At 70.8% G+C, this 12,605-nt stretch carries 12 protein-coding genes; 10 read left to right on the top strand and 2 right to left on the bottom strand.

Annotated elements, in window-relative coordinates; all coding sequences use genetic code 11:
- Nucleotide 1 precedes the first annotated feature (1 nt).
- The 9 genes from AB0310_RS07240 (at nt 2) to AB0310_RS07200 (ending at nt 9,747) form a co-directional block, all read left to right on the top strand.
- A complete protein-coding gene (locus AB0310_RS07240; protein WP_366236875.1) occupies nt 2-1,645 on the top strand; it encodes an amidohydrolase in 1,644 nt (547 codons plus the stop codon).
- A gap of 69 nt (nt 1,646-1,714) precedes the next feature.
- On the top strand, nt 1,715-3,178 hold the full coding sequence (locus tag AB0310_RS07235) for a purine-cytosine permease family protein (protein WP_366236874.1): 1,464 nt from the start codon (nt 1,715-1,717) through the stop codon (nt 3,176-3,178).
- A 162-nt stretch (nt 3,179-3,340) separates the two neighbouring features.
- Nucleotides 3,341-3,694: a hypothetical protein gene (locus AB0310_RS07230; RefSeq protein ID WP_187661832.1), complete on the top strand. Its 354-nt coding sequence runs from the start codon at nt 3,341-3,343 to the stop codon at nt 3,692-3,694.
- A gap of 37 nt (nt 3,695-3,731) precedes the next feature.
- A complete protein-coding gene (locus AB0310_RS07225; RefSeq protein WP_366236873.1) occupies nt 3,732-6,794 on the top strand; it encodes a hypothetical protein in 3,063 nt (1,020 codons plus the stop codon).
- Complete coding sequence (locus AB0310_RS07220) at nt 6,791-7,243, top strand: DUF6389 family protein (RefSeq protein WP_187661830.1); 453 nt, start codon at nt 6,791-6,793, stop codon at nt 7,241-7,243. Before AB0310_RS07225 ends, AB0310_RS07220 begins: the two co-directional genes overlap by 4 nt.
- Nucleotides 7,244-7,302: 59 nt before the next feature.
- Nucleotides 7,303-8,208: a LysR family transcriptional regulator gene (locus tag AB0310_RS07215; RefSeq protein ID WP_366236872.1), complete on the top strand. Its 906-nt coding sequence runs from the start codon at nt 7,303-7,305 to the stop codon at nt 8,206-8,208.
- Nucleotides 8,209-8,316: 108 nt separating this feature from the next.
- Nucleotides 8,317-9,102, top strand: coding sequence for an SDR family NAD(P)-dependent oxidoreductase (locus tag AB0310_RS07210; protein WP_366236871.1), 786 nt, complete (start codon nt 8,317-8,319; stop codon nt 9,100-9,102).
- A 115-nt stretch (nt 9,103-9,217) separates the two neighbouring features.
- Nucleotides 9,218-9,535 (top strand): sugar ABC transporter ATPase, encoded by a 318-nt coding sequence (locus AB0310_RS07205; RefSeq protein WP_187661827.1) that lies wholly within the window; start codon nt 9,218-9,220, stop codon nt 9,533-9,535.
- The gene (locus AB0310_RS07200; RefSeq protein ID WP_187661826.1) at nt 9,535-9,747 is read left to right on the top strand and encodes a DUF2188 domain-containing protein; all 213 of its coding nucleotides are present in this window, start codon (nt 9,535-9,537) and stop codon (nt 9,745-9,747) included. The genes AB0310_RS07205 and AB0310_RS07200 overlap by 1 nt, the downstream gene beginning before the upstream one ends.
- A gap of 14 nt (nt 9,748-9,761) precedes the next feature.
- Here AB0310_RS07200 and helR read toward each other — a convergent pair whose 3' ends face one another.
- Nucleotides 9,762-11,453 carry an RNA polymerase recycling motor ATPase HelR gene (gene helR, locus AB0310_RS07195; RefSeq protein ID WP_366236931.1) on the bottom strand — a complete coding sequence of 564 codons (1,692 nt, stop codon included), beginning with the start codon at nt 11,451-11,453 and terminating at the stop codon, nt 9,762-9,764.
- Between the two features lie 12 nt (nt 11,454-11,465).
- A complete protein-coding gene (locus tag AB0310_RS07190) occupies nt 11,466-11,891 on the bottom strand; it encodes a hypothetical protein (RefSeq protein WP_366236870.1) in 426 nt (141 codons plus the stop codon).
- A gap of 125 nt (nt 11,892-12,016) precedes the next feature.
- On the opposite strand from AB0310_RS07190, the gene AB0310_RS07185 reads away from it, so the two are divergent.
- Nucleotides 12,017-12,601: an NADPH-dependent FMN reductase gene (locus tag AB0310_RS07185; RefSeq protein WP_366236930.1), complete on the top strand. Its 585-nt coding sequence runs from the start codon at nt 12,017-12,019 to the stop codon at nt 12,599-12,601.
- Nucleotides 12,602-12,605 lie beyond the last annotated feature (4 nt).

The raw sequence follows: 12,605 nt of genomic DNA, 5'->3' as shown, positions 1-12,605 counted from the left end.
CATGACCGACACCGCCACCGTCTATCGCAACGCCATCGTCTTCGACGGGCTCGCGGATGCTCCGGTGCAGTCCGCGTTCGCCGTGCGCGGCGATCGCATCCTCGCTGTCGGCACGGAGACGGAGGTCCGCTCCGCGGCAGGAGAGGGTGCCGCGGTCGTGGACCTTGACGGGGCCTTCGTGATGCCCGGTGTCATCGAGGCGCACGCGCACCTGGCGATGTTCGGCCACGCGCAGGGCAAGGTGCAACTCCGCGACTGCACCTCGGTGGCACAGATCCAGCAGCGGCTGCTCGAGGCACGGGCGATTAACCCGGACGCGACGATCATCGAGGGTGTCAGCTGGCTGTTCGACGCGCTGCCTGATGGCGTCACCCAGCCGACCGCGGCGATGATCGACGAAGTGATCGACGACATCCCGGTCTTCCTCGATGCGAACGACCTGCACAGCACCTGGGTGAACACAGCCGCGCTGCGCGCAGCAGGCATCGACCGCGATACCGTCGACCCGATCGGCGGCCAGGTCGTGCGGGACGAGGACGGAGAGGCGACCGGGTTCCTGCTCGAGACCGCGGCCATGGATCTGCTGGCGGAGTATCTCGACGGCATCCGGACCGAGGAGGAGGTCGACCGCCACCTCGACCTCGCCTTCAGCGCGTACCTGGCGGCCGGCGTGACCGGCGCCGCCGACATGGGGATGACAGAGCAGTCGATCGCGGCGCTGCGGCGTCGGCTCGACCGCGACGGTCGGCTGCCGTTCCCGGTCACCGCGCACTGGTGGCTGAGCTCCACCGGCGACCCGGCCGCCGATCTCGCGCAGGTCGAGCGTGCGGTGCAGCTGCGCGACGAACTCGCAGCCACGGGCACGCCGTGGCTGAAGGTCGTCGGGGTGAAGTTCATCCTCGACGGCGTGATCGACGCGTGCACCGCCGCGATGGTGCGTCCGTATGCCGACGGCTCGAACGCCGACCCGATCTGGAGCCGCGAGGCTGCGACGCCGGTCGCGATCGCCGCCGACCGCGCCGGCCTGCAGCTCGCGATGCACGCGATCGGAGACGCGGCGAGCGCACTCGCCGTCGACCTCGTCGAGGCCTGTGAGCGCGAGAACGGCACCGGCACCGGCCGCCGGCCGCGCATCGAGCATCTGGAGTCGGTCGCGCCCGAGACGGTCGCACGGATGCGCGCGCACGGCATCGCCGCCTCCATGCAGCCGGTGCACTGCGACCCCGCCATCCTGGACAACTGGATGGCGATGCTCGGTGATCAGCGCGCTCACGACGGCTTCCCGTGGAACTGGTTCCGCGACGTCGACGTTCCCGTCGCGCTGGGCACCGACGCCCCCACCGCACCCCACGAGGCGCTGCACAACCTGTTCATCGCGATGTCCGGGCGATCCTCGATCGACCGCACGCTGCCGCCGTACCACCCCGAGCGCGCGTTCACCGCCGCGCAGGCAGTCGCGGCGGCGACGTCCGGCGCGGCCTACGTCGGCGCGATCGACGACGCCTACGGCCGGATCGCGCCCGGTTTCTTCGCGAACGTCGCCGTGCTGGACATCGACCCGCTGTCCGCGCCGACCGACGACCTGCTCACCGGCGCCGTGCTGCTCACCCTCGTGCACGGCGAGGTCGCCTACCGGCGCCCATGAGCTTCCGCTCCTGAATCCCGAACGCCCCCTGCACTGACGCAGGTGGGTGCCCGTCCTGGAAGGACCGTCATGTCCGACACATCCGCCATCCCCGCTCCTGGTGCCGTCGCGCCCGGATCCGAGTCCGAGTTCATCGACTCCGCGAACACCCCCGAGACCCGAGGCATCGAACTCATCGACGACGCCCAACGGCACGGGAGAGCGCGCGATCTGTTCTTCGTCTGGAGCGCACCGGGCGTCAGCGTGCTGAACATCACGGTCGGCGCGTCGATGACGCTCGTGCTCGGCCTGGAGATCTGGCAGGCGCTGCTCGTGATTCTGGCGTCGAGCGTGCTCGCTCTGCTGCCGGGCATCGTCGCCATCTCCGGACCGGCAGCCGGCACGTCCGGCTCAGTGGTCCAGCGTGCGATCTACGGCATCCACGGCAACAAGATCGTCATCGCGTTCTACGGCTGGTTCATCTCGGGGGTCTTCCTCGCGCTGAACTGGGTGGCGGCGTCGTTCATCGGCGGCGAACTGCTCGTGCGGTGGGGCTTCCCCGATCCGATCGCGGCATCGATCCTGGTGGCGGTCGTGGTCTCGACGATCACCGTGATCGTCGCCGTGTACGGTCACGCCCTCATCCTGAAGGCCTACCTGGCGATCTCGATCGGGCTGTTCGTGATCTTCGCACTCGTCATCGGCTTCATCGCCCCCGCGCTGGATTGGGGGTTCGCGCAGCCCGAGCCGCTCAGCGGGCTGCCGCTGTGGGTGAGCGTCACGATCACGTTCGCGCTGATGGCATCGTCGCCGCTGTCGTTCAGCAACAGCGCCGACATGGCCCGTTATCTGCCACGCGACACCACAGCGTCCGGCATCATCGGCGCGACCGCGCTGGGACAGCTCTTCCCCGCGGTGCTCATCACCGCCTTCGGCGTCGTGCTGGGCGGTTCCATCGGGCCCGACAGTCTCGCGAACGGCATCGAGTACTCCCTGCTCGAGAAGCTGCCGGTCTGGCTCGCCCCGCTGTTCGTGCTCGGCGTCCTGGTGAACTGCATCTCGCTCAACGGCATGACGACCTACACGGCCAGCATGGCACTGCAGTCGATCGGCGTGCCGATCCGCCGCATCCCCTCCGCGATCCTCATCGGTGCGCTCGGCTGCGCGTTCACGATCGTGCTCGTCGTCGCATCCGACCTGATCAGCGCCGTCAACCTGATGCTGCAGTTCCTGCTGATCATCTCCGTGCCCACGATGGGCGTCTACGTCGCCGACATCGTCCTGCGCCGCAACCGCTACTCCGGGACCGACCTGTTCGACGAACGTTCCGGCGGTAGGTTCTGGTATACCCGCGGCTTCGGCATCCCGGGTCTCGTCTCCGTGGTCGCCGGTGGCTTCGCCACCGCGATGTTCCTGTCGACGACGGTGTGGACCGGCCCGCTCGGCGCGGCGCTGGGCGGGCTCGACCTCTCGGTGCCGATCGGACTCCTGGTCTCGATCGGCCTGTACGCCGTGCTCGCAGGACGGACGGTGCGCACGCAGATCGGCGGCTGAGACCGGGGGTCTCCGCGGTTGCTCTCTTCGGCCACCCGCGCCAGATCACGTAGTGCCAGCAGCCCGACCGAGAAGGCCCGGAGACCCGCACGAGTCTCCGGGCCTCCTGCATCCCCCGTCAAGGGGGTACAGCACCGTCACTCCGCGTCCTAGCGTTCCCCCATGGCTATCGAACTGAACCGACCGGCGCTGAAGCTCGCGCGTTCCCTCGTCCGCGACGGCAAGGTCGTGCGGGATGAACGCGACGACTGGTCCGAGGCAGCGCCGAGCGCAGAGGACGAGAACCGCTTCATCGACGAGCACGGATGGACGGAGTTCTCCCACTGGCACCTCGGCATCGACAAGAGCGAGAACCCCGAGACGAAGAAGGCGTACAGCTTTCCCTTCGGCGACTTCCAGAAGGTCCGTCGCTCCGGCGTGATCTCGGGTGAGAGCCGCGCCGGGCAGTACGACCACACGGAGATCAGGGACGAGCTGCGGAAGCTCCTCGAGCTCATCGACTCCGAGGACGCCTGACGCCACGCGTCCGTATGCTCGTCCCAAGGCTGTTTCGATGACGACGGGGTGGGGCATGGTCGACGACACCGGCAGGGACGACGCGGACACGAGCGACGAGACGGAGGAGGACCTCCCGTACTACACACCGCCGTTCGGCAGGGAAGAGGTCCCCGGGTTCCTCGACCGGCTTGTCGCCCACCTGCTCGCGGGAGAGACGCGGGAGGCCTTCACGTTCGAGGGGGTGGAGGTCGAGGAGTCGCAGGGGGTCTGGCTGCTCCCGCTCGGCGGCTACGACCCCGACGCCGACGAGTCGCTGCAGCCGAACCCGCCCGCGGACCTCGTGGTCCCTGAGGGCGGATTCGCCGCCTACGCGGAGGAGTGGACGGAGGGCGTGCGCCGGACGCTGCACGAAGCGTGGGGCGCGCCGATGGTGCGCAAGCCGTCGCTCGTGGGGGAGAACCAGGATCCGGAGGGCATCCTCGACGTCGTCCTCGTCTCGGTCGGCATCCCGGAGGCGGAGATGTGGGACCGCGGCGATCTGTACTGCGTGCTGGTCACGAACTGGGACGCCGAACCGCGGCAGAGCATGCTGCGCCAGGCGATGGTCGTGCTGCCGCGGGAGTACGCCGTCGGCAGCCTCAGCGCGCTCCTGCCCGAGGAGGACATGCACAACGACCTCCTCATGAACGGCGAGCATCCGCTCGAGCTGCGGCGCCGCGCCTGGCTGCTGAGCACACTGTTCGGCGCCGGGGAGGTGCGGCTGCGCGACGTCGACACCCCGGCGTCCCGCTTCAGCCTGCAGTCTCGCAGCGGGGTGACGACGGTCTGGACGTTCACGGACGACGGCCGCATCCTCGTCCTCATCCAGGACCCGACGTCGACGTTCGCGGACGAAGCGCCGGCGCAGTTCCTCGCCGAGGTGGCGCAGCAGCACGGTGGCGAGGCGGCGGACGTCGTGGACTCCTCCGAACGGGAAGCGGATCTGGCGGAGGCGTGGCTGATTCTGGCCGCGCGCATGCTCGACAGGGTGCCGGACGACCTCCGTGCCCTCATCGCCGCCCGTGGCGAGGACGCCCGCGGCGCGGTCGCGGAGCACGACCTGGAGTTCCGCATGCTCGGCGACGAACCTGTGCCGGTCATCACCGGCGCGGTGTGGTTCGACGGAGCGCACTGGTGCGTCTCGCCCTCGCTCATGGAGATCGGCCGCCGCAACGACTTCGGCATGGACGACTTCGGTTTCGGCGCCGCGGTGCGGCAGCCGTATCGCCTCGGAGGCGCGCTCACCCTCGACGAGATGTCCCGGGAGGGCGACGAGCGGCGCGCCTGGTTCGAGCAGGTCTTCGCCGCGTGCCCGTACCCGGAGCAGGACCGCCCGTCCGACACGGACCGCCTCGGCTACGCGGTACCGACGAGCGGCGACCATCACGACCTCGTGGCGGACATCGAGCGCGTCACCAGAGCGTGGTGGGAGCGCTCGCCGGAGGACGCCGACTGGGCGGATCGGACGTTCGAGATCGGCGGACGCGGGCTCCGCGACGACCACGGTCGGGCGCTCCGCGTCGTGCTCGCCTCGGGGGAGCGCTGGACGGTCGATGCACTCCAGGCCTGGGCAGACGACCTCATCCGCATCATGGGCGAACGGTGGGGAGCGGCGGGGGAGATCCACGCCCGCAACGAGAAGACCGGAATCGATCGCCGCAGCCCGCTCACCCGTGTCATGCGCGCCACCGGACTGCTCACCGCGCCGCTCTGGTGGGTGAACGGCCACGCGGTGGCTGTCGTCGCCGGGACACCCGACCCCTCGTACGGCGACGACCCCGAAGTCATCATCGTCATCGCGCGACCGGACGCCGTGCTCGACCTCGCGCGGGGGAGCAGTCCCTGGGAGCTCCGCATCCGCTCCCGGATCATCTCCGACGTCTCCGCCCTCGTGGGTGGCGCCCCCGCGTCCGAACCCGTGCCGTGGAACGGCCCGCCGCTCGCGGGCGCATCCCTCGTCCCCGATGCGATGCGCGGCGGCTTCCGCACCGGCGACCACTTCTGGACGTGGCACTTCACCCACGACGGGCGCGGCCTCCTCCTGTCGCATCCGACGGGTCCCGACGCCGCCGCGCGACCCGAGCCCACCTTCGAGGAACAGCTTGCCCTGTTCGGCGGGGTGCCCGACGACCTGCTGTCGCTCGTGGTGGACCGAGACCAGGGAGGGTTCTTCCCAGTCGTGCATCGCGAGGCTTCGGCCCCTGGCCCCGCTGAGACCGGCGGCCTCCTCCCCGGCGCGACGACCCTGCCCGCCGTGCACGCCGTGTTCTGGCGGGATGACGTCGACTGGCGCGCCTCGGAAGGGATGCTGCGACGGGTGCGCTCTGCCCTCGACCCGGACGACGTGGACACGACGAACCCCCTGGAGACCATTTACGCCGAAGCCCTGGGGGTGCCGCAGCTCCAGTGGGCGCTGCGGATGGGGGACCGCATGGGGCCGCCGACCCTGCTGGATGCGCCGTACGCGAGCTTCGTCTTCGATCGGGTGCCCGAGCGGGAGGAGATCGAGCAGGTCTACGCGGGCCTCGGGGTGTTCCCCGATCTCGCACTCACGGGCACGCTCAACGATCTCCTCGACGTCGTCGTCGATGCTCCGGGATACCGGTTCCTCCTCGACGCCGCGCTCAGCAACCCGCATGCCGACCGCCGCCGCGAACTCGCGCTCTGGCTCTTGGACCAGCGCCTCGACGCGTCCTCCTCCCTGTCGTTCCTGAGCCCGGTCAACGTCCTCTTCGCCAACCCCACGCTGGACGCGGAGGACGAGCCGGTACTGCGACGCCTCCTCGAGAAGGGCGCGATCCCGGGCCCGACACCCGTCGCGACGCTCCCGGAGGGTCATCCGTTCGTGCAGCTGCTGGATCGCGACATGGAGGAGACCGCGCTGGCGCCGCTGGTGCGGACCCTCCTCGTGCACGGCGATGTCGACCCCGCGACGCCGGCTCTCCCCGACGGCCGCAGCTTGCTGGACTTCGCAGCCGGCCCCTTCCCGCACGGACGGTCGAGGGACGCGCTCGCGTCGGCGATCCGCGAGATCGCCGTGGGCAGGAACCTCGACACCGAGACGGAGCCGGAGCGATGAGCGCTGAGCCCGGAGCGCGCGGGGATGATGCGGAATCGTACGCCCGTGCCCTGCGCACCGTGCTCGACACGGAGAGCGAGCGCGTCGCCGCCGCCCTGGGGGACCTGCACCGCGCCGCCGTCGAGGCGGAGAACGGTGTGGAGGCGATCCTCATCGACGTCTTCGTCGACCAGGACGGCGAGGGCCCGTTCGACGTCTGGGCGCGGTTCGAGGGGGCTGACGCCTTCGCGCTGGACCGACGTCTCGACGAGCAGCGCCATCTGTTCGGGGTCGAGTGGACCGCGGACGGCTGGGAGCCCGCGGTACCCTCGCGCCCGCGCCGGTGGACGCGGGATCGCCTGGAGGAAGCCGTCCTCGTCATCGTCGCCGAGTGGATCGAAGGCCTCCTCCCCGCGGACGCGAAGGAGGGCCTCTTCTGGGTCGGAGCGCCGGACCTCGGCTACGCCTGACCGCGCGCGGGTTGCCGCGAACGGCCCGACCGCCCGTCGCGCGGTGATAACGTCGGGCTATGAGTGACCGCGTGAGCGTCGAAGCCCTCCGCTATGCCCAGGCCGTCTCGGAGACCCACTCCTTCGGTGCCGCCGCGCGTGCCTACGGCGTGACGCAGCCCGCTCTCTCGACCGGTATCTCCAAGCTCGAGGATCGTCTGGGAGAGCGCCTGTTCGAGCGCTCGCCCCGCGGAGTCGTCCCGACGGCCTTCGGTGCGCATCTGCTCCCGGTCATCGACCGCGCGCTCCTCGCCGTGGACCAGGTGGCCGCCGAGGCCGCGCGCTGGAACCGGTCGGCCGAGGCACGGGTGCGGGTCGGCGTCTCCCCGCTCATGAACCCGGCCATCGTCGCTCGTGCCTACACGGCCGTGTGTGCACTTCCCGCTTCTCCGGCGCCGCGGCAGCTCGTCCTCCGCGAGGCGAACGTCGCCGACCTGCGGCGCGAGCTCTCCGCCGGCGAGCTCGACCTCATCCTCGTGCCGTCCGTCGCCCCCATGCCGCGGTTCCGGCACCGTATCGTCGATGCGGAGCCCGTGGTCGTCGTCGACCAGGAGCCGTCGCCGGACGGCCCCGTGGAGCTCAGCGACCTGACGGACGCACCCCTGATCCTGATGCCGGACACGTGCGGGCTGACGACCTTCACCACCGATCTCTTCGCTGCGAACGACGTTCCGCTGAGCGCCTACGACGGCGAGGCCGCGACCTACCGTGTGCTCGAGGAGTGGGCCAAGCTCGGCCTCGGCACGGCGGTGATCCCGCGATCGAAGCTCGCGTCCCCGGACGCGCCGCACCGCCCGCTGCGTGAACGCGGCATGGACGTGGAGATCTTCTACGAGGCCGTCTGGGATCCCTCCTCCCCGCTCGCCGACGACCTGGCCGAGCTCACCGCCGCGCTCTCGCTGGATCCCGCCGCCGTCCGGTCATAAGCAGTCGTTATCACTCCATCATGCGCGCTCGTCTACTGCGGCGGGCTCTCGCTTCGTAGCGTGGAGACGAGACGGCACCCGCCGTCCATGACGGAGAGGAGCCACACAATGGCCGAGCTCGACAGGGAATTCACCGGACGCACCGCGATCGTGATCGGGGGCACGAGCGGGATGGGTCTCGCCATCGCCGAGCGGATCGGACGGGAGGGCGCGACCGTCGTCCTCGTCGGCCGGCGCGGGGAGAAGCTGGAGGCGGCGCGGGCGTCTCTCGTCAGCCACGGCATCGACGCCATCACTGTGCAGGCGGACCTGACGGACCCCGCGAGTGTGGCAGCGCTCCGCGCCCGCCTCGCCGCGGAGCACGCCGACGCCGACCTCCTCGTCAACGCGGCAGGCGTCTTCGCGCCGAAGCCGTTCCTCGAGCACACCGAAGCCGACTACGACGCGTATCTGGACCTCAACCGGGCGACCTTCTTCGTCACCCAGACGGTGGTCTCCGGCATGGTCGTGCAGGGCCGCGGCGGAGCCGTCGTCACCCTCGGTTCCATGTGGGCGCGCCAGGCCATCGCCGCGACCCCCTCGTCGGCGTACTCGATGGCCAAAGCCGGCCTGCACTCGCTCACGCAGCACCTGGGGATGGAGCTGGCGTCGCACGGCATCCGCGTGAACGCGATCGCCCCGGCGGTCGTGCGCACCCCCATCTACGAAGGCTTCATCCCGAAGGACGAGGTCGACGAGGTGGTGTCGAGCTTCGACGCCTTCCACCCCCTGGGCTGCGTGGGGACCCCGGAGGACATCGCGGAGGTCGCCGCGTTCCTGCTGTCCGACCGGGCCGGCTGGGTGACCGGAGCGGTCTGGGACGCGGACGGCGGCGTGATGGCCGGGCGCAACTGAACCCGCCCTCTCCCGACGCTCCGGGAACCTAGCTGCTCGGCGAGGTCTCCTCAAGCCCCTCGATGACAGCGGCTCCGGCGGGAAGACTGGGGCCAGCCCGATCGAAGGAGGAGACATGGAATCGACACCCGACGACGTCGGCGGTCAGCCGCTGCGCGACGGCGACGCGACCACCGAGGCCGACCCGAGCAACGATCCCGCTCAGGCGGAATGGGAGCGCACGGAAGCCCTCGACGAGGGTGCGACGCCGGAGGAGTTGGACGCGACCACCGCGACGGGCCGTGATCCGGACGAGATCCCGGACCCCGACGACCAGGTGCCGGCGGCGGACCTGCCGGGTTCCGCGCCGCAGCCGGAGAGCCAAGGGGAGGATCCGGTCCTCGCCGATCTCGGCGAAGAAGGCCAGGGCGACCTGGGACCGGGGGACGTCTGATGGCCATCACGTCGATCGTCACCCGCTCGAAGAACGGCCAGTGGGTCAACGAGGTGGAGGGCGCGCCGGAGCTCTCCCGCAGCTACACCAGCCGCGATGAGGCGATCGAGGAGGGTGAAGCGCTCGCCTCCGAGCACGGCGCCCGCCATGAGGTCGAGGAGAGCGAGCCGACCGGCACGATCACCGACGGCGGCGACCCGGACGACGTCTGAGACCGGACGGTCCCTCAGCGGAGGATGACGAGTTCGCGCGTCGTGCGGGTCATCGCCACATAGCGGTCGACCGCCCCCGTGCGCCCGGAGCCGAAGGCCTCCGGGCGCACGAGGACCACGAGGTCGAACTCCAGCCCTTTCGCTTCCTCCGGCGTCAGCGCGCGGACCCGGGGCCGCGGCACGGCACTCTCGTCGCCGATGACGGCGGCGACACCCTCCGGGTTCGCCGCTGCCCACGTGTCCAGCACCGCGTCGCGCTCGGCCACCGCGCCGTAGCGGACCGGGATGCCGCTCTCCCGCACGGAGGTCGGGACGTTCGCGTCGGGCAGAGCCTCGCGGATCGTCGGTGCGGCCAGCGCCATGACCTCGGCCGGAGTGCGGTAGTTCACCCGGAGCGAGGAGACCCGCACGTTCCGCAGGCCGAGACGTTCGAGGCGGGCGGACCACGACTCGGTGAACTCCCTCCGCGCCTGGGCCCTGTCGCCCACGACGGTGAAGCTGCGGGAGGGGCACCGTGCGATCAGCATGCGCCACTGCGCATCGGTCAGCTCCTGGGCCTCGTCGACGACGATGTGACCGAAGGGGCCGGCGAGTTCGTCCGGCGGGAGCGGGGGAGGCACGTCCGCTCCGGCGAGAACGTTGCGCGCATCCTGACCTCGCAGGATCGACATCACCTTGATCTCGCTGTCGTCGCTCGCGACGAGGTGCTCGACCACCGCCGACATCTGCTCCTGCGCCGCGGCCGCCGCGCCCTGCCGACGGTGCTGCTCGCGGACGACCTCGGGATCGCCGATCCGGCGGTGCGCGGCGTCGAGGAGGGGAAGATCGGGATCGGTCCAGGGCGCCCCCTCGGCACGGTGCAGCAGGGCGAGCTCCTCGGGCGCGAGGTCGGGGGCGCACTGCGCGAGCAGCGTCGGGGACGCCCAGAGCGCGGCGACCACCGCTTCCGGCGCCAGCAGCGGCCACGCCCGTACGAAGGTCCCGGCGAGCTCGTCGTCCTGCCGCAGCCACCGGCGGATCGAGGACTCCGGGACATCCTCGTCGCGCACCTGGTCGACGAGCAGTTCCAGCAGCTCCTCCCGGACCTCGTCGCGGGCCTCGTTGTGCGGGGAAGCGGGATCGGCCGCGGCGAACAGCTCGCCCCAGTCGTCTCGGCTGATCCACAGATCGGCCCACGGCGTCTCGATGCGGAGCGCGTGCCTCGGCGGCCGGGTCAGGAGGGCGACCGCCGCCTCGATCACCTGGTCCGGGTCGAGGCCCTGCTTCAGCTCGGCCACGCGGGGGTCCGGCTCTGCGACCGCGCCCGCGCCCTCGGGTGTGAGATCGCGCAGGGTGCACAACCGCACCGTGTCCTCGCCGAGACTCGGCAGCACGTCCTCCACATAGCCGAGGTACTGCGGGTTCGGACCCACGAGGAGCATGCCGCCGGCGCCGTTCGTCAGCCGCGGCTCGGCGTACAGGAGGTGCGCCGCCCGGTGCAGCGCGACCACCGTCTTCCCGGTGCCGGGCCCGCCGTCCACCACGAGAGCGCCGGGGGAGGGGGCACGAACGATGGCGTCCTGATCCGCCTGGATCGTCGCCAGCACGTCCCGCATCCGCCCGGTGCGGTGCGCCTCCAGGCTCGCGAGGAACGCGGACTGATCGTCGAGGGATGCCGCACCGTCGAGACCCTCCGGCGACAGGGCCTCGTCCCAGTAGTCCGTTATCCGGCCTGCGTTCTATCGGTACCGTCGCCGGGAGATGAGCCCCCGGGGGTCCTCCCAGGTCGCCGCGAAGTACGGTTCGGCTGCCGGAGCCCGCCAGTCGACCAGCAGACGGGTGCCGTCCGCGTCGGACACCCCAGCGCGCCCGATGTACACCGGCGGGCCCTCCGCAGGGGTCATTCGCCCGAGGCACATGTCGATGTCGAAGCGCTCCCGCAGGCGCAGGGTCGCACTGAGCCGTCGGATCTCGAGGTCGCGGTCGACCGCCGTCACACCCGCGTCCGCGGCCTGCCGACGGACGAGGGCGAGACGAGCGGTCAGGGCGTCCCGCTCCCGGGACAGCGCGGCGCCGAGACGCCGGAGGTGGGCACGATCGACGGCGATGAGGGTATCCGCGGATTTCGCCGCGTGGTCGTCGGGCAGGGTGAAGGGGTCGAGCACCGGAGGTCTCCTTCGCGAGAGCGGGCGGGGGCACACGAGCCGTCGATTCTGCCTCGCGAGGGGGGCCTTGTGGCAAGCCCCCACCCCGGCGATATCCTGGAAGTGCAGGGAGACGAGGGGACCTCATCATTACCCATCGGATCGGCTACCTCATCGGCAGCCTCGCATCGGACTCGATCAACCGCGTCCTCGCCACGGCGCTCGTGCGGCTCGCCCCGCCGGACCTCGAGCTCGTGGAGATTCCCATCCGGGACCTTCCGCTCTACAACCGCGACGACGAGCTCGAACCCGTCGCCGCGGTCACCGCGTTCAAGACTGCCGTCGAGGGGGCGGACGGTCTGCTTCTCGTGTCGCCGGAGTACAACCGCTCCATCCCCGGTGCGCTGAAGAACGCCATCGACTGGGGTTCGCGGCCGTGGGGGCACAACTCCTTCGCGCGGAAGCCCACCGGCATCATCGGCGCCTCGACCGGGGCGATCGGCACCGCTGTCATGCAGTCGTCGATGCGGAGCGTGCTGAGCTTCCTCAACGCGCCGCAGCTGAACGCCCCGGAGGCGTACATCACGTTCCGGCCCGAGGTGTTCGGTGCCGACGGCACGGTGCACGACGCCGACACCGAGAAGTTCCTCGCGCACTACATGGAGGAGTACGCGGCGTTCGTCGAGCGGGTCCTGTCGCTCACCGCGCCGGGTCACGTCGGCGATCGGTAGGCCG

The organism is Microbacterium meiriae (assembly GCF_040702565.1).
GTDB lineage: Bacteria > Actinomycetota > Actinomycetes > Actinomycetales > Microbacteriaceae > Microbacterium > Microbacterium meiriae.
This window is presented reverse-complemented; position numbering and strand designations above follow the sequence as displayed.

Bases quoted from the DNA above. Each gene is read 5' to 3' on its own strand.
- AB0310_RS07205 (WP_187661827.1), top strand. From the start codon at position 9,218: ATGGAATCGACACCCGACGACGTCGGCGGTCAGCCGCTGCGCGACGGC.
- AB0310_RS07230 (WP_187661832.1), top strand. From the start codon at position 3,341: ATGGCTATCGAACTGAACCGACCGGCGCTGAAGCTCGCGCGTTCCCTC.
- AB0310_RS07225 (WP_366236873.1), top strand. From the start codon at position 3,732: ATGACGACGGGGTGGGGCATGGTCGACGACACCGGCAGGGACGACGCG.
- AB0310_RS07235 (WP_366236874.1), top strand. From the start codon at position 1,715: ATGTCCGACACATCCGCCATCCCCGCTCCTGGTGCCGTCGCGCCCGGA.
- AB0310_RS07210 (WP_366236871.1), top strand. From the start codon at position 8,317: ATGGCCGAGCTCGACAGGGAATTCACCGGACGCACCGCGATCGTGATC.
- AB0310_RS07200 (WP_187661826.1), top strand. From the start codon at position 9,535: ATGGCCATCACGTCGATCGTCACCCGCTCGAAGAACGGCCAGTGGGTC.
- AB0310_RS07215 (WP_366236872.1), top strand. From the start codon at position 7,303: ATGAGTGACCGCGTGAGCGTCGAAGCCCTCCGCTATGCCCAGGCCGTC.
- AB0310_RS07220 (WP_187661830.1), top strand. From the start codon at position 6,791: ATGAGCGCTGAGCCCGGAGCGCGCGGGGATGATGCGGAATCGTACGCC.
- AB0310_RS07240 (WP_366236875.1), top strand. From the start codon at position 2: ATGACCGACACCGCCACCGTCTATCGCAACGCCATCGTCTTCGACGGG.